The organism is Vreelandella venusta, from assembly GCF_044809155.1.
GTDB classification, from domain to species: Bacteria; Pseudomonadota; Gammaproteobacteria; order Pseudomonadales; family Halomonadaceae; genus Vreelandella; species Vreelandella venusta_B.
The window spans coordinates 1,626,480-1,650,604 of record NZ_CP085241.1 but is presented as its reverse complement, the minus strand read 5'-3'; the positions used below and the strand labels follow the sequence as shown (position 1 = coordinate 1,650,604).

At 52.2% G+C, this 24,125-nt stretch carries 23 protein-coding genes; 19 read left to right on the top strand and 4 right to left on the bottom strand.

What is annotated here, in order from left to right; all coding sequences use genetic code 11:
• Positions 1 to 29 precede the first annotated feature (29 nt).
• The 9 genes from ruvB to LG301_RS07780 all read left to right on the top strand — a co-directional run bounded on the left by ruvB (position 30) and on the right by LG301_RS07780 (position 7,479).
• Positions 30 to 1,067 carry a Holliday junction branch migration DNA helicase RuvB gene (ruvB, locus tag LG301_RS07820; RefSeq protein ID WP_404474875.1) on the top strand — a complete coding sequence of 346 codons (1,038 nt, stop codon included), beginning with the start codon at positions 30 to 32 and terminating at the stop codon, positions 1,065 to 1,067.
• Positions 1,064 to 1,462: a tol-pal system-associated acyl-CoA thioesterase gene (gene ybgC, locus LG301_RS07815; RefSeq protein ID WP_404474873.1), complete on the top strand. Its 399-nt coding sequence runs from the start codon at positions 1,064 to 1,066 to the stop codon at positions 1,460 to 1,462. Before ruvB ends, ybgC begins: the two co-directional genes overlap by 4 nt.
• A 115-nt stretch (positions 1,463 to 1,577) precedes the next feature.
• Positions 1,578 to 2,273 (top strand): protein TolQ, encoded by a 696-nt coding sequence (tolQ, locus tag LG301_RS07810; RefSeq protein ID WP_404474871.1) that lies wholly within the window; start codon positions 1,578 to 1,580, stop codon positions 2,271 to 2,273.
• Positions 2,274 to 2,284: 11 nt separating this feature from the next.
• A complete protein-coding gene (gene tolR, locus LG301_RS07805; RefSeq protein ID WP_404474869.1) occupies positions 2,285 to 2,722 on the top strand; it encodes a protein TolR in 438 nt (145 codons plus the stop codon).
• Positions 2,723 to 2,735: 13 nt separating this feature from the next.
• Complete coding sequence (gene tolA, locus LG301_RS07800) at positions 2,736 to 3,968, top strand: cell envelope integrity protein TolA (protein ID WP_404474867.1); 1,233 nt, start codon at positions 2,736 to 2,738, stop codon at positions 3,966 to 3,968.
• The gene (gene tolB / locus LG301_RS07795; RefSeq protein WP_404474865.1) at positions 3,968 to 5,254 is read left to right on the top strand and encodes a Tol-Pal system beta propeller repeat protein TolB; all 1,287 of its coding nucleotides are present in this window, start codon (positions 3,968 to 3,970) and stop codon (positions 5,252 to 5,254) included. Before tolA ends, tolB begins: the two co-directional genes overlap by 1 nt.
• A 45-nt stretch (positions 5,255 to 5,299) precedes the next feature.
• Positions 5,300 to 5,842, top strand: coding sequence for a peptidoglycan-associated lipoprotein Pal (pal, locus tag LG301_RS07790; RefSeq protein ID WP_263068798.1), 543 nt, complete (start codon positions 5,300 to 5,302; stop codon positions 5,840 to 5,842).
• A 46-nt stretch (positions 5,843 to 5,888) separates the two neighbouring features.
• A complete protein-coding gene (ybgF, locus tag LG301_RS07785; RefSeq protein ID WP_263068799.1) occupies positions 5,889 to 6,683 on the top strand; it encodes a tol-pal system protein YbgF in 795 nt (264 codons plus the stop codon).
• 34 nt (positions 6,684 to 6,717) lie between these two features.
• Positions 6,718 to 7,479 (top strand): YciK family oxidoreductase, encoded by a 762-nt coding sequence (locus LG301_RS07780; protein WP_404474862.1) that lies wholly within the window; start codon positions 6,718 to 6,720, stop codon positions 7,477 to 7,479.
• A gap of 54 nt (positions 7,480 to 7,533) precedes the next feature.
• On the opposite strand, the gene LG301_RS07775 is transcribed toward LG301_RS07780, so the two are convergent.
• Together LG301_RS07775 and ubiG are read right to left on the bottom strand one after the other, a co-directional pair.
• On the bottom strand, positions 7,534 to 8,238 hold the full coding sequence (locus LG301_RS07775; protein WP_404474860.1) for an HAD family hydrolase: 705 nt from the start codon (positions 8,236 to 8,238) through the stop codon (positions 7,534 to 7,536).
• A complete protein-coding gene (gene ubiG, locus LG301_RS07770) occupies positions 8,239 to 8,982 on the bottom strand; it encodes a bifunctional 2-polyprenyl-6-hydroxyphenol methylase/3-demethylubiquinol 3-O-methyltransferase UbiG (RefSeq protein ID WP_404474858.1) in 744 nt (247 codons plus the stop codon).
• Between the two features lie 217 nt (positions 8,983 to 9,199).
• Between ubiG and LG301_RS07765 the strand changes: the two genes are divergently transcribed.
• From LG301_RS07765 to LG301_RS07740, 6 genes are read left to right on the top strand one after another with little or no spacing between them, the layout of a single operon-like run.
• Entirely contained in the window at positions 9,200 to 10,498 is a 1,299-nt protein-coding gene (locus tag LG301_RS07765) for a nucleotide sugar dehydrogenase (RefSeq protein ID WP_404474856.1), read from the top strand.
• 2 nt (positions 10,499 to 10,500) lie between these two features.
• Positions 10,501 to 11,334, top strand: coding sequence for a hypothetical protein (locus LG301_RS07760; protein WP_404474854.1), 834 nt, complete (start codon positions 10,501 to 10,503; stop codon positions 11,332 to 11,334).
• Between the two features lie 42 nt (positions 11,335 to 11,376).
• Positions 11,377 to 13,233 (top strand): autotransporter assembly complex family protein, encoded by a 1,857-nt coding sequence (locus tag LG301_RS07755; RefSeq protein WP_404474852.1) that lies wholly within the window; start codon positions 11,377 to 11,379, stop codon positions 13,231 to 13,233.
• A gap of 48 nt (positions 13,234 to 13,281) precedes the next feature.
• Positions 13,282 to 17,250 (top strand): translocation/assembly module TamB domain-containing protein, encoded by a 3,969-nt coding sequence (locus LG301_RS07750; protein ID WP_404475205.1) that lies wholly within the window; start codon positions 13,282 to 13,284, stop codon positions 17,248 to 17,250.
• Positions 17,251 to 17,261: 11 nt separating this feature from the next.
• On the top strand, positions 17,262 to 17,882 hold the full coding sequence (gene msrA, locus LG301_RS07745) for a peptide-methionine (S)-S-oxide reductase MsrA (RefSeq protein WP_404474850.1): 621 nt from the start codon (positions 17,262 to 17,264) through the stop codon (positions 17,880 to 17,882).
• Positions 17,883 to 17,899: 17 nt separating this feature from the next.
• Positions 17,900 to 18,412, top strand: coding sequence for a c-type cytochrome (locus LG301_RS07740; protein WP_404474848.1), 513 nt, complete (start codon positions 17,900 to 17,902; stop codon positions 18,410 to 18,412).
• 76 nt (positions 18,413 to 18,488) lie between these two features.
• Here LG301_RS07740 and can read toward each other — a convergent pair whose 3' ends face one another.
• A complete protein-coding gene (gene can, locus LG301_RS07735) occupies positions 18,489 to 19,136 on the bottom strand; it encodes a carbonate dehydratase (protein ID WP_404474846.1) in 648 nt (215 codons plus the stop codon).
• A 155-nt stretch (positions 19,137 to 19,291) separates the two neighbouring features.
• Here can and gorA point away from each other — a divergent pair, with 155 nt between their 5' ends.
• The 4 genes from gorA to LG301_RS07715 all read left to right on the top strand — a co-directional run bounded on the left by gorA (position 19,292) and on the right by LG301_RS07715 (position 23,333).
• Complete coding sequence (gene gorA / locus LG301_RS07730) at positions 19,292 to 20,677, top strand: glutathione-disulfide reductase (RefSeq protein WP_404474845.1); 1,386 nt, start codon at positions 19,292 to 19,294, stop codon at positions 20,675 to 20,677.
• Between the two features lie 234 nt (positions 20,678 to 20,911).
• Complete coding sequence (gene ectA, locus LG301_RS07725; protein ID WP_263068811.1) at positions 20,912 to 21,490, top strand: diaminobutyrate acetyltransferase; 579 nt, start codon at positions 20,912 to 20,914, stop codon at positions 21,488 to 21,490.
• 79 nt (positions 21,491 to 21,569) lie between these two features.
• Complete coding sequence (gene ectB, locus LG301_RS07720) at positions 21,570 to 22,838, top strand: diaminobutyrate--2-oxoglutarate transaminase (RefSeq protein WP_404474842.1); 1,269 nt, start codon at positions 21,570 to 21,572, stop codon at positions 22,836 to 22,838.
• A 102-nt stretch (positions 22,839 to 22,940) separates the two neighbouring features.
• Entirely contained in the window at positions 22,941 to 23,333 is a 393-nt protein-coding gene (locus LG301_RS07715) for an ectoine synthase (protein ID WP_263068813.1), read from the top strand.
• Between the two features lie 87 nt (positions 23,334 to 23,420).
• Here the strand turns inward: LG301_RS07715 and LG301_RS07710 are convergent, their stop codons facing one another.
• On the bottom strand, positions 23,421 to 23,963 hold the full coding sequence (locus tag LG301_RS07710) for a DUF3833 domain-containing protein (protein ID WP_404474840.1): 543 nt from the start codon (positions 23,961 to 23,963) through the stop codon (positions 23,421 to 23,423).
• Positions 23,964 to 24,125: the final 162 nt, after the last annotated feature.

Sequence of the window (24,125 nt, the reverse complement as noted above, 5' to 3'; positions counted from 1 at the left end):
TTAAGTATGCCATTAGAAAAAGAGCCTCTATGTTAGAACACGACCGGTTAATCGCTGCTGAGCCTGAACAAGGAGAAGTGCGAATTGACCACGCGATTCGCCCCAAGCGGCTTAAAGAGTACATCGGCCAGCCTCGAGTGCGAGAGCAGTTAGAGATATTTATTGGTGCCGCTAGGCTTCGCGAAGAAAGCCTGGATCACACGCTGGTCTTTGGTCCGCCAGGCTTAGGTAAAACAACGCTTGCAAATATCATTGCGACAGAAATGGGGGTAGGGCTTAAATCGACCTCTGGGCCGGTGCTGGAAAGGGCAGGTGACTTAGCCGCGATGCTAACCAACCTTGAGCCAGGCGATGTTCTATTCATCGATGAGATTCATCGCTTATCGCCGGTTGTTGAGGAAGTGCTTTATCCGGCCATGGAAGATTTTCAGCTCGATATCATGATTGGTGAAGGACCCGCTGCTCGATCAATCAAGCTCGACTTACCCCCTTTTACGCTGGTGGGTGCAACAACACGCGCGGGCCTGTTAACGTCACCGCTGCGTGACCGCTTTGGTATTGTGCAGCGCCTTGAGTTTTATAACTTAGAAGAACTCACGGAGATTGTCTCGCGCTCGGCACGGCTTCTTCGCGTCGAAACCAGTAAAGAGGGCGCTGTGGAGATTGCCCACCGGTCTCGGGGCACGCCGCGTATCGCCAATCGACTGCTTCGGCGTGTACGTGATTACGCCGACATTAAAGGTAATGGCGTCGTGGATGCTCGCTTAGCGGATGCTGCGCTGAACATGCTTAATGTTGACCACCACGGGCTTGATCACATGGACAGGCGCTTGTTGCTGGCCATGATTGATAAATTTGATGGTGGTCCAGTGGGGGTTGATTCACTATCCGCAGCAATAGGCGAAGAGCGCGATACCATTGAAGACGTTATTGAGCCTTATCTTATTCAGCAAGGCTTGATGATGCGAACGCCAAGAGGGCGCATGGTAACCCGCCAAGCGTGGCTGCATTTTGATAGGGTTCCCCATGAGCAGTCGGTAAACGTAGAAGGAGAGCGGCGGCCATGAGTCCTGGTTTCACCATGCCAGTACGCGTTTACATGGAAGATACTGACGCTGGCGGGATTGTCTACTACGTTAACTACCTCAAGTTTATGGAACGTGCGCGCAGTGACTGGCTGAGAGAATTAGGAATAAATCAGCAAATGCTGCTAGACGAAGGAACACAGCTAGTGGTATACCGCTTGGCCTGTCAATATGCCAAGCCTGCCCGCTTAGATGACCCACTGATGGTAAGCGCCTCAGTTGTCAGCATTGGGCGGTGTCGCATGACGTTTGAACAGCAGGTTAGGCGCAATGAGGAACTCTTATGCGCTGCCACAGTCGAGATAGCCTGCTTGAGTGCTAAGACGTTGAAGCCTAAGAAATGGCCAACCACGCTTAGCATGATAAATGAGGCCTGACGTCCTAATTTATTGTGTGGCTCATGAGCGCCGAGTCTTATAACGCCTGGTGGATATCACCACGAATATCACCGCAGTCGGAAATGCCGACGCAAATTGATTGATGAGGGCAACTGTGAACGATAACACCATGTCCATTCCCCACTTAATAATGAGTGCCAGCACGGTTGTTCAGCTGGTGATGCTACTACTTGTAGTGGGCTCGATTCTCTCGTGGGTGGTGATTTTCCAGCGGAGCATTGCACTGCGTAAAGCAAGGCAGGAGTACAACCAGTTCGAAGAAGCTTTTTGGTCGGGCGTCGACCTGAACGAGCTGTACCGAGAAATCCCAGCCGACGACCCCCGCCATGGAGCGGAGCACGTCTTTCAAGCAGGGTTTCGCGAGTTCAACCGGCTCATGCCTAAAACACGCAATGCCGACTCCGTATTAGAAGGGGTTCAGCGCAGCATGCGCGTTGCATGGTCTCGCGAAGAAGACCGCTTAACACAGCACTTGGTTTTCTTGGCCACCGTCGCTTCAGCTAGCCCCTATATTGGTCTATTTGGCACCGTGTGGGGCATCATGGGCTCTTTCCAGGCGCTTTCTATGACGCAGCAAGCCACATTGGCAACGGTGGCACCTTGGATTGCAGAGGCGTTAATTGCTACAGCCATGGGGCTTTTTGCTGCCATTCCAGCGGTGATTTTCTACAATCGCCTATCCAATGATGCGGCTCGCTTACTGGGTAAATATGAAGACTTTGCCGAAGAGTTTCACGCTATCTTGCACCGTAATCTGCAAGGCCGTGACGGCAAGCCTAACGCCAGTTAAGGGAGTCTGCCATGCAAGGTCCATTCAACCGTAGCGGCAAAAGCAAGCCGATGGGGGAGATTAACGTCGTCCCCTTTATCGACGTAATGTTGGTATTGCTGGTGATCTTTATGATCACAACCCCATTGCTGACACAGGGGGTAGACGTCGATTTACCGCAAGTCACTTCAGAACCCATCGAAACCCAAGAGGATAACGACCCCATCATCATCTCCGTCGATCGCGAGGGTAACTATTTTATTACTCTTGGCGAAGACACCTCGGTCGTCTCTCTGGATCAAATGTCCGAACGTATTATGGCGATTCTACAGCGCAGCCCAGATACACCGGTTATGGTACGTGGTGACCGTGACGTGCCTTATGGCCAGATCGTTCTACTTATGAGTACGCTGCAGCGCTCAGGTGTCGCTAATGTGGGGCTGCTTTCCGAGCCGCCGCAAGATGGGTAAAGGTAACGCACCGATGGCTACCGATACTCATCGAGACCCTCAGGATGTTGGCTACACGCTACCAGCCATTTTGGCCGTTGCTTTGCATTTGATGGTGGTCGTGTTTAGCTTAATCAGTTTGCCAACATCGACGTCAGAGCCTGACTCTTCTTCGATTGTGCAGGCGACGTTTGTCAGTACAGAAACATTTACAGATCAGGCGCAGCAGATTACTGAGCAGCAAGCAGCCCTGAGCAGGGCTGCAGAGGCTGATGAAACTGAGCCAACGCCAGAGCCGCAGCCGGAACCTTCGACTGAGCCCTCCCAAGAAGCTGCTCAACAGCAAGCAGCTGAAGAAGCAGCTCAGCGTGAGGCCCGGCAAGCCGAACAGCAGCGTGCTCTAGAAGAAGCTCAAGCCCAAGCTGAAGAAGCGGCGCAAAGACGTGCCGAAGAAGCACAGCGCTTAGCAGAAGAGCAGGCCATTGAAGCAGAAGCACGTGAAAAAGCGCAGCGTCAGCGTGAGGCAGAAGAGCAGCGTGTCCGTGAAGAAGCGGAAGCACAGCGCCAGCGCGAAGCGGAAGAGCAGCGTGCCCGTGAAGAAGCAGAGGCCCAGCGTCAGCGTGAGGCAGAGGAGCAGCGTGTCCGTGAAGAAGCGGAAGCACAGCGCCAGCGCGAAGCGGAAGAGCAGCGTGCCCGTGAAGAAGCAGAGGCCCAGCGTCAGCGTGAGGCAGAGGAGCAGCGTGCCCGTGAAGAAGCAGAGGCTCAGCGCCAGCGCGAAGCCGAAGCTCAGCGTGAACGTGAAGAGGCAGAAGCCCAGCGCCAACGGGAAGCCGAAGCCCAACGTGCCAGAGAAGAAGAGGCGCGGCGTGAGCGTGAAGCCGAAGAGCGCCGTGCTGCGGAAGCCGCTGAAGCTGCAATGCAGCGTCAGCTAGCGGGTGAAGCGGAAGCTGCAGCCAACGCGCAGCAGGCCCAGCAGGCAGCAAACAGCTTCATTAATATTGTTCGCCGTGCGGTGGAACAGGCTTGGATTATTCCGCCAGGTGCAAGTAATGCGATGAGTGCTACGATTCAAGTAAGGCTAGGGCCATCAGGTGAACTGTTGGCAACCTCTATTGTTACGACAAGTGGCGATAGTACGTTTGACCGGTCTGCGATGCAGGCCGTTGAACAAGCTGCACCTTTCGGCGAGTTACGAGAATTACCCGCCGATCAGCAGCGTAATTTACGCCAATTTAATCTGCGATTTACCCCGGGGGATGTTCGCTGATGCAAACCTTTAGCAAAGTGTGGCTGTTTTGCGTATTGCTGTTTGTTAGCAGTGCAGTACATGCAAATCTTACGATTGAAATAACGCGTGGGAGTGATCAAGCGCTACCCATTGGGGTCGTGCCTTTTGCTGGCGGCGACAATATGCCAGAAGACATCGCGCAAATTATTCATGACAACTTAGAAAGAAGTGGCTATTTCTCGCCACTTGAGCGTGATGCTATGTTTGACCGCCCAAGCCAGGCAGGCGAGGTAGAGTTCGGCACATGGCGTTCACTGGATGTGCGTTACTTGGTAGTAGGGCGCGCACAGCAAACGGACAGCGGCTATCAACTGCAGTTTGATTTAATGGATATCAGTGGTCAGCGGCGCATAATGGGAGAGACGGTCACTGCCGATGCCAATGACCTACGTGGCGCAGCGCACTACATTAGCGACCAGATTTTCGAGGCCATTACCGATATCCGAGGCGCTTTCTCAACGCGCATCGCTTATGTAACGGCCCAGGGGCTGGGCGACAATATGCAGTTCGGTCTTTATGTAGCGGATGCGGATGGTCGCAATAGCCAGCAAGTGCTCACCTCAGATCAGCCGATCATGTCACCTTCATGGTCACCAGATGGCAGGAAGCTGGCCTATGTCTCTTTTGAGACCGAGCGTCCTGCTATTTATATTCAAGATGTAGCGACCGGACAACGGGTGCAGGCCACCTCGTTTGAAGGCATTAACGGTGCGCCGACCTGGTCGCCGGATGGTCGACGTATCGCCATGTCGCTTTCTAAAGATGGCCAACCGGAAATTTATATCTTAGATGTGGCTAATCGCTCTATTGAACGCATCACGCAAAGCAACAGTATTGATACCGAGCCTGCTTGGTCGCCTGATGGCCGCAGCCTTATTTTCACGTCTGATCGCAGCGGCGGGCCGCAAATTTATCGCCACGTATTAGGTAGCGGTGAAACAAACCGCGTGACGTTTACGGGCAATTACAATGCCCGTGCACGTTATGCGCCAGACGGTGAACAGATATTTTTAATTCACCGCTCAAGCCGTGGTTACCAAGTAGCACGCCAGGAACTCGATGGGGGTCGCTTAGTTGTGCTGAGTGAATCAACAAGGGATGAATCTCCTAGTGTTGCTCCGAACGGGACCATGGTAATCTTCGCTACCCAACAGGGTAACAATGGGGTGCTGAGTGCTGTATCGGCCGATGGTCGTTCGTCATTTAGATTGCCCGCAGCACAGGGTGATGTCCGCGATCCCGCGTGGTCACCTTTCTTAAATTAAAATTGAACTGCATTTGTTTTCTGTTTTCAGGCAAGGAGTCTGATTATGCAACTTAAACCGTTGGCTCGCTCATTGGCAGTAGCGTTATCTATCGTAGTTATCGCTGGCTGTTCCAGCACCGGCGGAACCCAAGATGGTGACTCCTACGGTAGCCAAGATGGCAGCAGCATGGGATCCACCTCGGGTGTTGGCACGGGTGGCCAATACGGCTCCACATCAGGCGCTGGTGCAGGCGCTGGTCAGCAAGCCGACTCACGTATTCCTGAAGTACGCACCATTTACTTCGATTTTGACCGCGATACTATCAAGGGCGAATACGAATCAGTGGTGATGGCGCATGCTCGCTATCTGCGCGCTAATCCCAACGCGCAAGTTGTACTTCATGGCCATACTGATGAGCGCGGCACGCGTGAATACAACATGGCACTGGGTGAGCGTCGCGCAGGGGCCGTACAGCGTTTCCTAAACATCCAAGGGGTATCCTCTTCACAAATGAGCGTGGTTAGCTACGGTGAAGAGCGCCCAGCTGCAAGCGGACAGACTGAGAGCGCGTACTCACAAAATCGCCGCGTTGTCTTTAATTATTGATGGCATTGGCGTGCTAATGACACGCCAATAGCGCAATGGAGTCATCATGAATCACAGTCTCAAACGCTATTTTGAGAGGCTGTGCGGTGCGGGAGCCATAGTGCTCCCGCTGTCCGTATTGCCCCTGGCTGCTGTGGCTCAGCAGCCGCTTGTTCAAGACCTTTCATCGGGCTCTTCCAGTAGTTTTTATCAGCAAACCCAACGACAAGAAGCCTCGGCTGGAAACCTGGTACTTTTTAATCAGGTGCAAGAACACCAGCAGGAAATTCAGCAGTTGCGCGGGCAGATTGAAGAGCTTCGCCACCAGCTGGAGCAGCTGCGTCGCCAGTCGCAGCAACAGTACCTCGACATTGAAGACCGCTTAATGAGCAGTGGCCCTAGTCAAATCGAGCAATCCACTCCACAGGTCGAACCCGAAGCAGCAGAGCAGGTAGTAAACGCCCCATCTGTACGCAACGTTAGTGAAGAAGCTCAGGCGGATTACCAAGCGGCATTTGCTCATGTTCAAGCAAGACGCTTTAGCGACGCTATCGCTGCTTTTGAAGCATTTGTGGCTGACCATCCCGACAGTAGCTTGACCGCCAATGGCCACTATTGGCTGGGTGAACTTTATGCTGCGGAAGGCGAACTAAGTTCAGCAGATGAAGCTTTTAGCCGTGTAATAGAGCAGTACAGCAGTAGCAGCAAAGTGCCCGATGCACTTTACAAACTGGGGCTTGTAAAAGCACGCCAGGGTGAGGCTGAACGCAGCAGAGAACTGCTTGAGCAAGTGCGCGATGACTATCCGCAAAGTAGTGCTGCCGGTCTCGCGAATGATTTTCTCCGTCAGTCTGCAGGATAGGCCTGAACTATTTTTTTCGCTTCAAGGAAACCTCATGAGCTGCAAAATCGACTATCAACCAACGGCCAACCTGTTAGAAAACCGCGTCGTGTTGGTAACCGGTGCGGGTGACGGTATTGGCCGCGCTGCGGCGCTAAGCTATGCCCGCCATGGGGCAACGGTTGTTCTATTAGGGCGTACCATCGCAAAACTCGAAAGCGTTTATGATGAAATTGAAGCGGCAGGTGGCCCGCAGCCGGCCATTTTCCCGCTGAATTTTGAGGGCGCGTCTCTCAAAGACTTTCATGATATGGCTGAGACGCTGGATAAAGAGTTTGGGCGCTTAGATGGGTTACTTCATAACGCCGGGTTGCTAGGACGCATTACGCCCTTTGAGCAGTATAATCCCGAGCTTTGGGAACAGGTAATGCAGGTAAACATAAACGGGCCTATTTGGATGACACAGGCATTATTGCCTCTGCTTCAGCAATCCAAAGATGCATCGGTTATTTTTACGTCGTCAAGCGTTGGCCGTAAAGGAAGGGCCTACTGGGGAGCCTACTCAGTTTCCAAGTTTGCCACTGAAGGCTTTGCAGAAGTACTGGCGGATGAGTTGGAAAACCAGGCTAATATTCGTGTTAATACGCTCAATCCTGGTGCAACACGAACACAGATGCGACGCACCGCCTTTCCAGGAGAGGATCCTGCGACGCTGCGTACGCCTGAAGAGATCATGCCGACGTACCTCTGGTTAATGGGGCCAGACAGTACGGGCGTTAGTGGCCAAAAACTTGATGCCCAGCCACCCCGCGTTTAAAAGCTCAGTCAAACAGGCGGGGCTTGCAAGGTGCTCTAAACGTTTATTGCTAATTTATTGTTTAGCCGTATGATGAAATGCGTTTAGAGCATCAACTAAATCTTCACAGGTTTCAAACCAGATATCGGCGGGCCACTGCTGGTAATTATCTTCTTCACTAATATAACCATAGCCAACGGCGACGGCCGTCATCCCTGCTGCTTTCGCTGCGTCCATATCACGTACGTGATCACCAACATACCAACACGCCTGCGGAGCAACGCCAAGGCGGTGTGCTGCTTCCCACAGCGGCTCAGGCGAGGGCTTCTTAACACTCAGGTCATCGGCACAAAGCAGTGCACCTGGCTTTAAGGCTAAGGCTTCAAGCAGAGGCAGGGTATAGCGTCGCGGTTTATTGGTGACAATACCCCATAAGCGCGATTCTGAATGCCACCGAGTGAGCCACTCATCTAACGGTTTAAATACCTGGCTATGTACCGCCACTGCTTGTTCATAGGCATCTAATAAATATTGCCTGGCGGCATCATGTGCCTGAGTCCCACTTTCAAGGCCAATCGCCAAGGTGACCAGGGCACTTCCTCCATTAGACACTTGCCCCCGAATTTTCTCGAAAGCCAGTGGCGCCAAGCCGTGATGCTGTCTTAAGGCATTAGTTGCTTGGGCTAAATCTGGTGCGGTATCCACTAACGTGCCATCTAAGTCAAAAAGTACTGCCTCTGGCACTGTTTTTGAAACTGCTTTTGAAAATGTCGTTGGCATTTATGAGTTCACCTTGCGGCAATACATCATATAGTTGACCGATACGTCATGGGCGACCAAGCGATAACGCCGTGTTAAGGGATTATAGGTAAGCCCCGTTTGCTCCCGTATTTCCAGCCCGGATGCCCGTGACCAAGCAGCCATTTCAGAAGGGCGGATAAATTTAGCGTAGTCATGGGTGCCCCGGGGTAATAGCCTCAACACGTACTCAGCGCCCAATATGGCAAACGCATAAGATTTGGGGGTTCGGTTTAAGGTCGAGAAAAATACATAGCCGCCTGGACGTACTAGTCGGCTGCACGCTTGAATGACAGAGGCCGGGTCAGGCACGTGCTCTAGCATCTCCATGCAGGTAACAATGTCGAAGCTGCCTGCCTGTTGATCTGCCAAGGCTTCAACACTGATGTTACGGTAGTCAATCTCAACGCCGCTCTCTTCTGCGTGCAAGCGGGCAACCCCCAAGGGCGCTTCACCTAGATCGATACCAGTCACCTTGGCTCCCCGATGCGCCATAGACTCACTTAATATGCCGCCGCCACAGCCCACATCCAGCACCCGTTTGCCAGCCAGTCCTGCACGGGCGTCAATAAAGTCAAGTCGTAACGGGTTAATCTCGTGCAGTGGTTTGAATTCACTTTGAGGGTCCCACCAGCGACTGGCGAGCGCTTCAAATTTAGCCACTTCCGCTGCATCGACGTTGCCTTGATAGCGATCAGCAGTGCTATCCTGAGGTGACGCTTGCATATTTTGCACTCCTTAACCTAAAGAGGGTTTGTCTATCTAATTATGCTGGATGTTATTGCCTTCGCCTGCTGGGGGATTACGTGCAAGGTGGCATCCGGCTCATCGTTCAGTATTATGTCATTCTAAACACTCCTTGGGTGGAACGCATGAAAAGGAACTTTGCATAATGTATAACGGCCTATTTTTCCGAACATTATCTTGTCATGGAGTGTAAGTGATGCGCGTATTACTCCACGGTAGTGAATTAAGTGCCGCGACGGCTGCTGCTGCGCTAGCCTGGGTGGGTCATCACGTGGACTGGCTGCTGCATGAAGATGCCCAGTGGTCTGACCTCTCTGATGAAGATTGGTTACGTCGTGAACCAGAGCTAATGACACATATTGCTCAAGCTTTCTCCAGCGGTACGCTGCGAATTATCGAATCGCTTGAGCAAGCCGGCACACCTGATGTGGTATGGCTAGCGTTATCTCCCGGACAGCGTCAGTCAGCCAATATGCTACTTCAACACTCTATTTTTAAATCGCACAGCGGTGCAGTGCTGATTAATAACTCGACGTTCCCCGTAGGTGAAACTGAGCGGCTTCATGCGGTCATGGGCGCTCAGCATAGTAGTGTTGCGCTGCCAGATACGCTTGAAGAGGGCCGGGCTTGGACATCGTTTACCCGCCCTTTGCGGTGGTTGTTAGGCTGCGATGACGCAAGGGGCGAACAGATAACCCGAGAACTCTTACGTGCCTTCAATCGACGCAGCGAGGTGTTCCAACGCATGCCCTGCCGAGCAGCTGAGCTGACCAAGCTTGCCATCAACGGCATGTTGGCAACACGCATAAGCTACATGAATGAAATTGCAGGCCTTGCCGATACGCTCGGTGTTGATGTAGAGCATGTTCGTCAAGGGATGGGGGCAGATACCCGCATCGGGTTTGAGTATTTGTACCCAGGCTGTGGTTTCGGTGGGCCTAATTTCTCCCGTGATTTAATGCGTCTAGCCGATGTCCAATCAGCCAGCGGCAGATATTCGGCGCTGCTTGAGCAAGTCATGGATATCAACGAGCAGAAAAAAGAGACCTTGTTTAGAAAGCTATGGACTGTCTTTGAAGGTGACTTAGCGGGAAGAACCATCGCCATTTGGGGGGCTGCTTTTAAGCCTGGCACCGCACGTATTGATCATGCACCGGTATTAACGCTACTGGAGGCACTATGGGCGCAGGGTGTTAAGGTGAGGCTGCATGATCCAGCGGCGATTCCAGCCTTACACACCGCTGTCGGTAAGCGCGACGATTTAATCACGTTTGAGGAGGATCCCTACGAAGCGTGTGAAGGCGCCGATGCACTGATGCTGGTAACAGAGTGGAAATCCTATTGGAACCCTGACTGGCATCGCTTAGCCTCGTTACTAAGCGCTAAGTTAGTGCTCGATGGGCGCAACATCTACGACCCAGCCTTTGTAGCAAGCTGCGGCTTACGCTACAGAGGAATCGGGCGCCGTGCCGACCCGACGACTTTCGAGGAATAATCATGCCCAATAGCACTTCGTCCCAGCGCATTGTTCCCGATGTGGATCAAAGTCTGACCGCGCAACATTTGCGTTACCGCAAGGGGCCAAGGCTATGGCCTTTGTGGTTAGTGATGACAGTCATCGTTATCGCACTGGGTGCTGCGGCAGTGGGTCTCTGGTACGAGCGTGAGCGTTTATTAAACGACCTTCACCGCGTTAGCGGGGAAGTGTCAAACCTACACGCCAGGCTAGACTCAGATGACACAGATACCCAAGATACGATAACCTTTGTACAGGCTCAGATGGCAACACTCTTTCAAGAGCAGGAACAGCTGGCCATGGTCGTCACCAATACCCGCCAAGAGCTTTATGGCTTGTTAACGGCCAATGAGGAGCTTGTTTCGGATGATGCGGTCAGCTCGCTCTCGCAGTCCCTTGAACAGCTTCGCGAACAGGCCAGCCTTCGTGACGGGCAGCTGGCGGCTATTCGCAGCTCCCTAAATGCACTGGAGCAGTCGGGTACATCTGGGCGGCAGAATCTCCTTGAGGAGGTTTCTCATCTTGAACAGGATACCGTCCAGCGCTTTGCAGTGCTTGAACGCCAGCTAGCAGCCGAAAGTGATGAATTAGAGGCGGAATTTACCCGCTGGCGTGAAGCAGTAGATCAGCGATTAAGCACGCTTTCTTCAACTGTCGAAACACTCAGTACGACTGAGTCATCGGCAGCGAGTCAAGCTTCACTGGATGCGTTAGAACAGCAGTGGGCACAACAAATCAATACGTTAGAAAGCGATATTCGGCAGGTACGCCAAGCACAGTTAGCCTTCAGTGCGCAGATGGAAATGCTCCGGTAGAAAGTATCTATCGAATTGCTGATCTAGTTAGGGATAAACCGTATGGGAAAACAACGGCGATGGCCGGTAGCCAAAAAGTCAGCTTGCTTAATGGCACTGCCTTTCTTCACGTTGAGTCCCACCTCATGGGCACTAAACGCTGCAATCAGTGGGGTGAGTAGCCCAGTTGAGAGCAATATCGATGCTTATCTACAAAGCATTGATGAAGAACTCTACACCGAAGTTCGCCTTGAAGGAGAGATTAGGCAACGGGCGCGTGAAGCCATGCGTGTTTTTGGTTATTACGAACCTGAAATTACGGTGGAACTGAATCAAACGCCGGTTTCAGTTCAAATAGAGCCTGGGCCTCAGGTTAGAATTGAGGTGTTATCGATCAATATTACCGGCGACGCCCAGAGTGATCCCCCTTTTCAAAACGCTCTCGACAGCTTTCCTTTACGTGAGGGCGATGCTTTACAGCATGCACCCTGGGATCGACTGCGTAACCAACTGTCGGGCCTCGCCATTGAGCGAGGTTACTTTGACTGGGCGTTTGCTGATCGCAAGATGGAAGTCAGGCCTTACCTTGAAAGCGCTCGTCTCTACATGGATTTTAATAGCGGGCCTCGTTACCAATTTGGTGAGACGTCTATTGTCGGTAGTCACATCGAGCCTGAGCGTCTGCGTCAAATGCAGACATTTGAAACCGGCGCCCCTTACTTGGCGGAATCTCTAGCCCGCTATAACCAGCGTCTAGCAGAGACAGGGTGGTTTAGTTCCGTCAGCGTCCGTCCTCGTTTAGAAACCGCTCAAGAACTCACTATCGCGCCTTTTTCTGGCGGTGCTCCTTGGTGGAACGAAGCGACCGCTTCTCAGCCCCAGCGGCCTCGCCTCTCCAGTGCGGCACTGGCCAGCGCCTTGAGCCTTAATCGTCGCGATGAAGACGATACGCGCCTACCCATTGATGTGAGCGTTGAACCCGCTGATCGCCACCAGTTTGAGGTGGGTATTGGCTTTGCGACCGATGTTGGGCCTCGGTTACGCTTTGGCTGGCAACAGCCTTGGATCAATCGCTTTGGGCATAGTCTCAATCATGACGTGTATATTTCCGCACCAGAACAGCGTTTTACCGGTGTCTATAACATTCCGTTGGAAGACCCTCTCCGCGATAACTACCGCCTTCAATATGGCGTGCGCAACCTAGACGATGGCGACACACAGTCGCTGGAAGGTACGGTGGAGATCGCCCGCCGCTGGGAGTTTGAGAATCGCTGGGTGCAAACGCTTTATTTTAGAACCACGTTTGAAGATTTTACCCAAGGCGGGATGTCAGATGACGCGTGGTTATTTTATCCGGGTATTCAGTGGTCTCGAACGCGAACACGGCCACAACGCTTTCCTCTATGGGGTGACCGTCAGCAGCTTTCCATCGAGTACTCTGATCCGGTTTGGGGGTCTGACGCCCAATTTGCTCGCGTAACAGGGGACACAGAGTGGATCCGCACCATTGGCAATGATAACCGGTTCTCTGCAAGGGTTAGCATTGGCGCCATAGAAACCGATGACTTTGATAAGTTACCCCCCTCTTTGCGTTTCTTTGCTGGGGGTGACCGAAGCGTTCGGGGTTACTCTTTTGAAAGTTTATCGCCCACAAACGAAGAGGGCCGATTGCGTGGCGGGCAGCAGCTGCTCACCTCAACGCTTGAGTACCAGCGACGCGTAACGGGAGATTGGTGGGGCGCCACGTTTGTAGATAGTGGTGATGCCTTCGATAACTGGGGACCAGAAGATCTCAAAACCGGTGCAGGGGTGGGAGTACGCTGGATCTCTCCCGTAGGTCCTATTCGTTTTGATGTCGCGCACCCTTTCGATAGTGAAGATGACTGGCGTGTGCATTTTTCCATTGGTCCTGAATTCTAGGAGAGCAGTTTGGCTAGGGATGAAACAGCAGCTTCTGTAAGTCGCCAGATGCTCTCACCTAAGAGACGCCTGTGGTTAACGGTGTGGAGTTTTATACGCTTATTAATCGTTTTACCTCTTTGGTTGATGGGCCTCGTAGCGCTGCTACTGGGCGTGGCGCTATCACCTTGGGGTACCGAGCAGCTATTTTCACAAGGTGAGCAGCGCGGTTATTTTACTTTTGAGCAGCAGGATGGCGCGCTTCTGGACCGCTTTACGCTGCAGGGGTTCCAGCTTGCTATCGGCGATACACGTGTCCAAATTGATAACTTCGAACTTGCCTGGGCGGATGACTGTGTTCTTTCTGGACGCCTTTGCCTGGATCTGTTGCGCCTTGAAGGTGCCGATCTTCGCCTGGGGAGTGGGGCAGGCGCCTCAGAAGAAGAGGCGCAAGATTCTAGCGAGCAATCCCGCATACAGCTGCCATTCCCTATTGAATTACGTGCTATTGAAATAGCTGATGTTCAAATCCAGTTAGCCGACGGGACTCGCGTTACCTGGGATGCGTTTACGACCTCGGTTATCGCAGAACAGAGTGACGTACGCGTTGCAGCCACCGAGCTTGTGGGGCCAACCCTGTATCTCCCCCCATCGCCTGGCGTTCAGCTGACTCAGGGCATCGAAACGCCGCTGATGGCCGAAGGTATTGATGGAGCTGTCGCTGCTGCGCTTCCAACAGCTGGTGGCATTGCTGCTGCTCAACTGAGCACAGCGCCATCTGGTGAACGGTTAGCACTGCCTGAAATTACCCTCCCCATAGACCTTCACCTTGAAGCCTTAACGGTGACTGACTTTCATCTGGAAGGTGCGTTTGACTACCGTGTTGAACGCCTAACGCTGGAAGCTGAAACCCAAGGTAATCAGATAACGATTAATCAACTAGACGTATTAACTCCCGATGCCTATGCATCGCTGGCTGCCCAGTCTTCATTAGAAGGGGACTATCCGCTAGAAGCACGGTTAACCGCAGAGCTTTTCCTACCCGAACTCTTCCCAGCGCTTGAGGGAGAAGAACTGGTGCTTGAGCTATCGGGTAACCTTGCCGAGCTTTACGTTGATTTAGCAGCAAGCGGGCAGGTAAATGCAAACCTAACGGCCCACGTTGACGCTTTGTCGCCAACGATCCCCTTTGAAGCACGCCTGCAAAGTGAGCGCTTGCAGTGGCCGCTCACTGAAGCCAGTGATAGCGAGCAAGAGGTCTATTCAGTCGACGCACTCGACCTTGCTGTCACGGGTAGCTTAGAGGCGTATCAACTTTCACTGGCGTTTAACGCTGAAGGGCCACAAGTACCCTCTACCCAGGTAAATATTACTGGGGATGGTAACCTTACGTCGTTCCGTTGGGAGCCACTCACGCTGCGCATTGATGAGAGCCTGCTCCATAGCGAAGGGCAAGTTAGCTGGGAAGCACCGCTGCAGGTTGATTCACGCATCCGCTTAGAGCAGTTTGATCCTTCGCATTTTGTGGATCAGCTTAATGGCAGTTTGACGGGTGACATTGCTCTAAACGTGCGCCAAGTCGACGACTTATGGGAAGTAAATATTCCTGAGCTGGCTATTGAAGGGGAGCTGCAAGAGTACCCACTCACGTTACAGGCAGCCTTGGAGGCGAATAGTAACCTTGAGGTTAATGTTCAAGAGCTACTGTTTACCCAAGGAGACAACCAATTGACCGCCCAAGGTCAAGTCAGCCAAGAAGCAATGTCATTAGACGCTAACATCGCTCTGCGTCAGCTACAAACCCTGCACCCTGACTTGGCCGGCACACTAACCGGCAACGTCCAGGCGAGCGGCAGCTTTTCTCAGCCATCTCTGGTCGCTCAGCTTTCTGGACAACGTTTGCGCTTTGCCGAGAACCGGATAGAGCAGCTGTCGCTTGCCGCGGATGTCACAGGCATCGATGATCCAAGCCTTGATATTGAGCTGGATTTACAGCAGATCAATGCGGGAGGGCAGTCGCTCACTAGCGCGGCGTTAGCGTTAAGTGGCCGCTTATCCCAGCATGCGCTGACGATGAACGTTCAAGGCGAACCCAGCAGTGCGCTTAGCCGCGCGCAGCTTGCTATTAACGGTCGATTTGACCAACAAGCTCAGCAGTATCAGGGGCAGTTGACTCCATTGGAAATCGACTCCGATGGAGGAGACATTCGCCTGGAAGCGCCGCTAGACCTAGGTTACAACCTTGCTAGCGGGCAGCTGCGGGTCTCGCCATTCTGCCTGCGTAGAGAGCAGGGCGGGCTCGTATGTTCAGAAGAGGCGATTGATGGATCTGCTGAGCAGGGGCGTGCTGTTCTCACCGTGCGCGAAGTCCCCATGGAAATGCTGGAGCCCTTCTTACCTGAAGAGTGGCGTTTTGAGGGCGATACCACCGCCAATGTGACGGCCTCTTGGCGTCAAGGGGGAACCCAGTGGCAAGCTGATGTGCAACTTCTTAGTGAGTTAGCCATTACGGCTGTTAATGATTACGGCCAGCCTGTCCAACTGCCTGACATTAGCGTCAATGCGCAGATTGACGCTAACCAGGCAAGAGCAGATGCCGACATAACGCTATCACTCTCAGAAGCGGGTGAGCTTTCACTCAACCTTTCCGTTAATGATCCAGTGGGCGAGGGAGCACTTGCAGGTGAGCTCCGTGCGGACAGTATCTCGCTCGAACCCTATCGCCCTCTGTTAGTGGGCATGGATCGCCTAGAGGGCAACTTAAACGGCAGTGTGCAAATTAGCGGCACTACCCAGCAGCCAGACTTACAGGGAGAGCTAGCCTTACGCCGTATTCGTGTCCACGGGCCTGAAATACCCGTTGATATTCAAGACGGTGCATTGGTCGTTGCCTTTGACGGCGAGCAGGGGGATATCGATGGTTTCTTAGCCGCCGAGCGTGGCCGTCTCAATATTACAGGTGACGCTTACTGGCCCACCGGCGACAACTGGCGAATTGGGGTCGATTTAAGCGCCACCCAAGAGCCCTTGCTCGTCGCGCTACCGCAATTCGGGCGTCTTGAGGCGGCACCTGATATCCGCATCAGAGTAACACCTGAGTTGCTGCAAGTTCGCGGCAATGTAGATATCCCCTGGGCACGCTTGGAGATCGGCGAGAGGTCTCCTTCAGCGATTGCACCCAGCGCTGATGAAATTATCATCACCGAACGCGATGACCGTGAAGCCGAGCGCTTAGCCCAGCAGCGCGCCGATAATGGAGAGCCGAGCGCCGCTGCAGAGCTAGCCCAAACCGGTATGGCCCTAGACGTCCTTATTACGCTGACGCTGGGCCGCGACATGCTGTTCTCAGCCTATGGGCTTGAGTCGGGATTAGGCGGTACATTAGAGATCCGTCAGGATAGCGGCGCGTTGCAGCTGTTCGGGGATGTGAATTTAGTCGATGGGCGTTTTCAGGCTTTCGGCCAAGATCTGCTGATACGCCGTGGGCAGCTGCTCTTTAGTGGCCCTCCCGGCTTACCAGTGTTGGATTTTGAAGCTGTTCGTAATCCTGAGGTGACAGAAGATGACGTTATTGCCGGCCTGCGGGTGTCGGGCAATGCCGAAGAACCTAACGTATCGATCTTCTCAGAGCCGGCCATGGATGAAACGCGCGCACTCTCTTATCTCTTACGTGGACGTGCCCCTGATGCCTCTGGCGGAGGCATAGATAGCGCTTTAACCACGGCACTTATTGGCATGTCCTTGGGTCGTACAGGTGGCGCCGTTGGCTCTATTGGTCAAGCGTTTGGTATCGATGACTTAACGCTAGACACCACCGGCGCTGGTGACGAAAGCCAGGTGGCTGTCAGCGGGCAGCTAACCGATGATATTCGTATTAGCTATGGCGTGGGTATTTTCTCACCCATTGCCGAATTAACGCTTCGCTATACGCTCTGGCGTAATTTATATGTGCAAGCGGTTTCCGGCGCTAACCAAGCGGTGGACTTAATTTATACGTTTACCCGATCCGGCGACCCCCACATTTACCCACGGGATTGAGAAAAGACACTATGGCACTATTTTCTGATACAACAACGGCACTGCCTGGTCGCGATACAGCCATCGAAACCAGTCAAACACATACCATTAACGACCACTCCCTACATCCCCCTTTTCCGGAAGGGCATGAAGAAATCGTCTTCGGCATGGGGTGCTTTTGGGGAGTCGAGCGTTTGTTTTGGCAGCAGCCAGGGGTTTATGTAACAGCGGCGGGGTACGCGGGAGGCTCAACGCCTAACCCAACGTACCAAGAAACCTGCACCGGTCGCACAGGGCATACTGAAGTTGTCCGAGTCATCTATAACCCAAACCAGGTCACGCTTGAAACCTTGCTGCAAATCTTTTGGGAACAGCATGACCCCACCCAAGGTAACCGCCAGGGTAATGATATTGGCAGCCAGTACCGTTCAGCTATTTTTACCACCACTGCTGAACAAGTCGACGCTGCTAAACACAGCGCTGCCGTTTATCAGCAAGCACTTAATCGCTCCGGTAAAGGGGTCATTACCACTGAAATCAAACCACTGGATACTTTTTATTACGCCGAATCGTATCATCAGCAGTATTTGGACAAGAACCCAGGCGGCTACTGCGGCTTGAAAGGTACGGGTGTTACTTGCCCCATCGGATGAGTAGGAGTCAATCCATAATGTCATGTTTAGCCCGTTACACTCGACTAAGCGGCTTGATCGCGGCGATGTCCATGTCTTCTGCTTTCGCTTATGCAGCTGAAGAAGAGGCCGCTTCCCACGTTCCGCCAACGCTAGAGAACTCCCCCTTTGCTAGCGAACGGGAAGCCGTCTCGTGGCGTCAGGATGAGCTAAAAGATTTGGAACGCTTACTGCGACAGCTCCGGTTTGATTTGGTCAATAATCGCGATGCACGCGGTGCAGCGCCACGCCTAGTTGAATTACAGCAGCTTGCAACTTCGGAATATTTTCTGCCTGCGTTTATAGAAGGAACCGATGGGCGTGGCTCTGACGCGCGCCCAGAAATATGGGAGGAGTGGGGCGATTTTGCTGCGGGCTTTCAGGACCTAGAGCAGAAGGTGTCGGTTTTGGTCGAGGCCGCTGAGCAGGAAGACTACCGTGCCGCTACACGAGCTTTTTCAGACGTAAGCCTAAGCTGTCGTAGCTGCCACCGTGCCTACCGGTATAAATAACGTTTGAGCGTATTGATGGGTTTACGCATTAATACGAACAAAAGCTGGGTAAACACGGGGTGGTGGGTGTTAGCTCTCAGTCCTCAGATTGAAGACGATCAATGCGATAGAGTGTTTCTACTTGGCTAAGGCCATTGATCGTGCATTTTAAATCTTTAACCCGACCATCGCTCAATCCATAGACCCAGCCATGCACTGAGATACTTTGACCGCGCTGCCATGCTCGCTGAAGTATCTTAGTGCGGCAAAGGCTATTCACCTGGGCTTTAACGTTCAGCTCACACATGCGGTCGATTTGCTCTTCCAGAGGCAGATGCTCAAGCGCATCACGGTGACGATTGTACTGCTCTCTAACAGAGTGAAGCCAGTAATCCACCACACCGCACTCACCGCCTGTGACTGCTGCCTTAATACCCCCACAACCGTAATGGCCCACAATCATCACATGGCTGACTTTTAGTACATCAACGGCATACTGCACCACAGAAAGCGCGTTCATATCGGTATGGTGGAGTAGGTTAGCTACATTGCGGTGGACGAATACCTCACCCGGCGGTAGCGAAATAATCTGGTTGGCAGGAACCCGACTATCAGAACACCCAATCCATAAATAATCAGGGTTCTGTTGATTGGAGAGGCGCTTGAAATACTCGGGATCCTCTTTGCACATGCGCTCCGCCCAGGCACGATTGTTTTCCAGAAGCGTCGCAATAGGGTCAGACATTGAATCTCCATAGGATGGCATCATCAGGTTGTAGGGTGCTGGACGCGTAATGACAGCGTTGTTTAGAGCAGGAGGTTTTAACCTTCTGAGAATATAAGGTCAATCGCCAGTTTAGCGCTAGCATGATCGCTAAGCGCTGTAAATAGGAGTCCACTATGTCAGCTGATGCTGAGTTTGAATATGATTTATTCGTTATTGGCGCGGGGTCTGGCGGTGTACGCGCTGCCCGTATGGCGGCTGCCGCGGGCGCACGCGTTGGCATAGCAGAAGACCGCTATTTAGGCGGCACCTGCGTCAATGTGGGATGTGTGCCCAAAAAGCTTTACGCTTACGCATCCCATTTTCACGATAGTTTTAGTGATGCTGAAGGGTTTGGGTGGCAAATGGCGGGGCCAGCCACGTTTAACTGGGCTACCCTGCGTGACAATAAAACGAGTGAAATCAAACGGCTGAACGGTATATACCAGCGGATGCTTGAAGGTGCGGGTGTCACTCTTATCAACGCAAGGGCAACGTTAACGGGAGCGCATACCGTCTCATTGCTTAGTTCAGACGGTGAGCAGCTACAGGTTACGGCCAAAAAGATTTTATTAGCGACGGGGGGATGGCCTTGGGTGCCCAATTTCCCAGGAAGCGAACTCGCGATAAATTCCAACCAAGTGTTTGACCTGAAAAACTTTCCAGACCGCTTTTTAGTATTAGGCGGCGGCTATATCGCCGTTGAATTTGCGAGTATTTTTAATGGTTTAGGCAGTGAAACGCACCTAATTTACCGTGGCGACCTCTTTTTGAAAGGTTTCGATCAGGAGGTGCGTGAATTTACGCGTGAAGAAATGGCTAAGAAGGGCGTTAATCTCCATTTTAATACCAATATCGAACGCATCGAGCCCAGCGGCACCGCGTTGAATGTGCATCTCACTACAGGCGAAGTAGTGGAGGTAGATGCTGTTCTTACAGCGACGGGGCGCAATGCCAATACCGAGGGACTAGGGCTTGAAACCTTGGGAGTTGCCCTAGACGCTAGTGGAAAAATAGCGGTTAACGAACGTTATGAAACCTCGGTACCCTCTGTCTTGGCATTAGGTGACTTAACCCAGGGGCCTGAATTAACTCCCGTCGCCCTGGCAGAAGCGATGCAATTGGTTGACATGCATTTTAATAAAGCCGAACCCAAGCCACTGGATTACGCCACCATTCCAACGGCCGTTTTTTGCCATCCTAATATCGGAACAGTAGGACTTTCAGAAGAAGCGGCAAGGGAAAAATATGCCAAAATCCGCGTGTACCGCACGGACTTCAGGTCAATGAAACATACGCTCTCTGGTAATACTGAACGCGTATTAATGAAACTTATTGTCGATGATGCATCAGACATGGTGGTCGGCGCGCACATGGTGGGCGAAGACGCCGGAGAGCTCATTCAGGGCATAGCAATCGCCGTAAGAGCGCAGCTGACCAAGCATGATTTTGATACTACCGTGGGGATTCACCCTACGGGAGCTGAAGAGTTCGTCACGATGAGGACACTGACACGCTACTAAAATGGTGTGACGTCTATTTGGCGAGCGAAAGCTCGCCTTTTTTTATCTCGCGCTGTTTGAACGTTGCTCTAAACTCTTAAAACAAACCGTGCGCAAAAAGCGCCATCCAGGGCGGTTTCAACGCCTATCATAACCAAAAATTATGGAAAACATGCCTGAGGATAATATGATTTTTGAATTGCTCATAATCAGCTGTTATAATAAAAATCAAATTCGCTACAGCGAAGCATAACCATGAGTACGCCTATAACGCCTTTTACACCTTCTGCCGATCTAGCGCGGCCTACCGTTGCTGATGCGGTGGTGGGGCACGCAGAAACACCCCTGTTCATTCGCAAACCTAATGCGGATGACGGCTGGGGCATTTTCGAGCTAATAAAAGCTTGTCCGCCTCTCGATGTGAATTCAGCTTACGCCTATTTATTACTCGCAACGCAATTTCGTGATACTTGCGCTGTCGCCACGAATGAAGAGGGCGAGATTGTTGGCTTTGTCTCAGGTTATGTAAAAGACAATGCGCCTGACACGTATTTCTTATGGCAAGTTGCCGTTGGGGAGAAGGCGCGCGGTACGGGGCTAGCACGCCGTTTGGTGGAAGCAATTATGTCCCGCCCTGAATTAGCCAACGTCCATCATCTGGAAACAACCATTACCCCGGACAACCAAGCCTCTTGGGGGTTGTTCCGTCGCCTTGCCGCCCGCTGGCAAGCGCCTCTTAACAGTCGCGAATATTTCTCTACTGAACAGCTCGGTGGAGAGCACGATCCGGAAAACCTAGTGCGTATAGGGCCGTTTCAAACCGAAGCGCTTTGACGTCCCGTTTTTCCGCTTGTGTGATCCCAGCTTGTTGTCAATCTGCTTGGCTCAACTATCTAAAAAAGGAGGTCGCTTAATGCAGACCCAAACGCTTGAACGCTTAGAATCTAATGTACGTACTTATTCGCGCTCGTTTCCGGTGGTCTTTACCAAAGCACAAAATGCGCGATTAACCGACGAGAACGGCCGTGAGTACATCGATTTCTTAGCAGGTGCTGGCACGCTCAACTATGGCCACAACAACCCCCACTTGAAGCAAGCAATGATTGATTACCTTGCAACGGATGGGGTAGTGCACGGCCTGGATATGTGGACAGCCGCAAAGCGTGACTATCTTGAGACCCTTGAGGAAGTTATCTTAAAGCCGCGTGGACTTGACTATAAAGTTCATTTGCCGGGCCCCACAGGTACTAACGCAGTCGAAGCGGCCATCCGTCTGGCCCGTGTTGCTAAAGGTCGCCATAATATTGTGACTTTTACCAACGGCTTCCACGGCGTCACCATGGGCGCATTGGCCACCACCGGAAATCGCAAATTTCGTGAAGCGACGGGTGGCATTCCTACCCAGGGCGCAAGCTTTTTGCCGTTCGATGGGTACATGGGAGAGCATGCGGATACTCTTGATTACTTTGAAAAACTGCTTCACGACAAGTCAGGCGGGCTGGATATTCCAGCAGGCGTTATCGTGGAAACCGTGCAAGGCGAGGGCGGTATTAACGTGGCAGGCCTTGAGTGGCTTAAGCGCTTAGAGGGTATCTGTCACGCCCACGACATTCTCTTGATCGTGGATGATATTCAAGCAGGGTGTGGCCGCACGGGCAAATTCTTCAGCTTTGAGCATGCAGGCATTACACCCGACATTGTGACCAACTCTAAGTCTCTCTCTGGCTTTGGGCTGCCTTTTGCTCATGTCCTGATGCGCCCAGAACTAGATAAGTGGAAGCCCGGCCAGTATAACGGCACCTTCCGCGGTTTTAATCTTGCCATGGTAACCGCCACGGCGGCGATGAAAAAATATTGGTCTAATGATACGTTTGAGCGTGACGTTCAGCGTAAAGCGCGTATTGTTGAAGAGCGTTTTCAAAAATTAGCAGCGCTACTCAGTGAAAACGGCATGCCTGCTACCGAGCGTGGCCGTGGTCTTATGCGCGGTATCGACGTTGTATCCGGCGACATTGCCGATAAGATTACCAGCAAGGCATTTGAGCATGGCCTGATTATTGAAACGAGCGGCCAAGATGGCGAAGTCGTAAAATGCCTCTGCCCGCTGACGATTACCGATAACGACCTGCTTGAAGCGCTGGATATCTTAGACGCATCGGTGAAGGCTGTTATCAGCCAGTGAGTTAGCGTTTTGTGATCATGCTACGCACCAGTGATTGGCGTATGTACCGATTCAATAGTAGGCCCTAGTTTAGAGCTAAGCGCCTAGTAAAGGAGTATACCTATGATCGTTCGCAACATTGAAGAAGCACGCAAAACTGACCGCTTAGTCACCGCTGAAAACGGCAACTGGGATAGTACGCGCCTGGTACTCGCCAATGACGGTGGTAACTTTTCATTTCACATTACCCGAATCTTTGAAGGCACTGAGACACATATTCATTACAAACATCACTATGAATCTGTGTACTGCATTGAAGGAGAGGGTGAAGTAGAAACACTGGCAGATGGCAAAATCTGGCCTATCAAGCCAGGCGACATCTATATTTTGGATCAGCACGACGAGCACTTGCTCCGCGCTCACAAAACCATGCATTTAGCCTGCGTATTCACGCCGCCTATTACAGGTACTGAAGTACACCGAGACGACGGCTCATACGCGCCTGCTGATGAGTAAGTAACCAGCATCAGGCGGTACGTTAAGCAGAAAAGCAGCCTCGCTATTTAGCAGGCTGCTTTTTGCTACGAGATAAGAAATCTAACGCTAGTCGTTCGTTTCTACTTTTTCAAAAACTAAAGTAATTTCGCCTAACGTAAGGCCAAATTTACGCATTGCAGTACGGTTAATGACTCGGCCATCTGGCTGCAGATACATCCAGTCGTCCATGGCAAAGCGTATATTTCGTCCGCCAACGTCGATTACCAGCGGGTAACGCATATGGAAAGCATGTCCGGATTGGCGAGCCTCAACATCGCCATCAACGTCGTTAGCCGTTCCTAGCCACTCGTCGGGCCCAGTGCGTTCAAATACCCAAACGCGCCGGTCAGTTTCACCATCATCAAACAAAAACGACTCATCCAGCGTCAAAGTGCCATCTTCATAGGTGCCGACAATATCAACAGTAAAACGTCTCTGAACCTCACCTGAGTAGTCCTGTACCATCCCCCAAGCACGTGTGGTTCCGGAGAAGTACTCGGCAATGTCAAAATGGGGTGTAGTATCAGCGTAATCCTCAACATCTACGCTTGCGCATCCGGCAAGTAGGAAGAGAGAGGCCAAGAGAGGCAGCCATATTCTACGTTTCATACAGGATTCCTATATATGGTAGGCAGCATGTATAGTCATTGTAAGAGAAAAGGCGCTTTAAAAGTAGCGATCCGGCATTATTAAGATACTGCCATTAGTTCGCATAATGTATATTATGTTAAATCAAATAAATGTTCGTAGTGAAAACCACGACTACGTTGG

Bases quoted from the DNA above. Each gene is read 5' to 3' on its own strand.
- pal (WP_263068798.1), top strand. From the start codon at position 5,300: ATGCAACTTAAACCGTTGGCTCGCTCATTGGCAGTAGCGTTATCTATC.
- ubiG (WP_404474858.1), bottom strand. From the start codon at position 8,982: ATGCAAGCGTCACCTCAGGATAGCACTGCTGATCGCTATCAAGGCAAC.
- tolB (WP_404474865.1), top strand. From the start codon at position 3,968: ATGCAAACCTTTAGCAAAGTGTGGCTGTTTTGCGTATTGCTGTTTGTT.
- can (WP_404474846.1), bottom strand. From the start codon at position 19,136: ATGTCTGACCCTATTGCGACGCTTCTGGAAAACAATCGTGCCTGGGCG.
- LG301_RS07780 (WP_404474862.1), top strand. From the start codon at position 6,718: ATGAGCTGCAAAATCGACTATCAACCAACGGCCAACCTGTTAGAAAAC.
- LG301_RS07740 (WP_404474848.1), top strand. From the start codon at position 17,900: ATGTCATGTTTAGCCCGTTACACTCGACTAAGCGGCTTGATCGCGGCG.
- gorA (WP_404474845.1), top strand. From the start codon at position 19,292: ATGTCAGCTGATGCTGAGTTTGAATATGATTTATTCGTTATTGGCGCG.
- ybgC (WP_404474873.1), top strand. From the start codon at position 1,064: ATGAGTCCTGGTTTCACCATGCCAGTACGCGTTTACATGGAAGATACT.
- ectA (WP_263068811.1), top strand. From the start codon at position 20,912: ATGAGTACGCCTATAACGCCTTTTACACCTTCTGCCGATCTAGCGCGG.
- msrA (WP_404474850.1), top strand. From the start codon at position 17,262: ATGGCACTATTTTCTGATACAACAACGGCACTGCCTGGTCGCGATACA.
- tolR (WP_404474869.1), top strand. From the start codon at position 2,285: ATGCAAGGTCCATTCAACCGTAGCGGCAAAAGCAAGCCGATGGGGGAG.
- LG301_RS07775 (WP_404474860.1), bottom strand. From the start codon at position 8,238: ATGCCAACGACATTTTCAAAAGCAGTTTCAAAAACAGTGCCAGAGGCA.
- LG301_RS07750 (WP_404475205.1), top strand. From the start codon at position 13,282: ATGCTCTCACCTAAGAGACGCCTGTGGTTAACGGTGTGGAGTTTTATA.
- ruvB (WP_404474875.1), top strand. From the start codon at position 30: ATGTTAGAACACGACCGGTTAATCGCTGCTGAGCCTGAACAAGGAGAA.
- ybgF (WP_263068799.1), top strand. From the start codon at position 5,889: ATGAATCACAGTCTCAAACGCTATTTTGAGAGGCTGTGCGGTGCGGGA.
- LG301_RS07715 (WP_263068813.1), top strand. From the start codon at position 22,941: ATGATCGTTCGCAACATTGAAGAAGCACGCAAAACTGACCGCTTAGTC.
- tolA (WP_404474867.1), top strand. From the start codon at position 2,736: ATGGCTACCGATACTCATCGAGACCCTCAGGATGTTGGCTACACGCTA.
- ectB (WP_404474842.1), top strand. From the start codon at position 21,570: ATGCAGACCCAAACGCTTGAACGCTTAGAATCTAATGTACGTACTTAT.
- LG301_RS07760 (WP_404474854.1), top strand. From the start codon at position 10,501: ATGCCCAATAGCACTTCGTCCCAGCGCATTGTTCCCGATGTGGATCAA.
- LG301_RS07765 (WP_404474856.1), top strand. From the start codon at position 9,200: ATGCGCGTATTACTCCACGGTAGTGAATTAAGTGCCGCGACGGCTGCT.
- LG301_RS07710 (WP_404474840.1), bottom strand. From the start codon at position 23,963: ATGAAACGTAGAATATGGCTGCCTCTCTTGGCCTCTCTCTTCCTACTT.
- LG301_RS07755 (WP_404474852.1), top strand. From the start codon at position 11,377: ATGGGAAAACAACGGCGATGGCCGGTAGCCAAAAAGTCAGCTTGCTTA.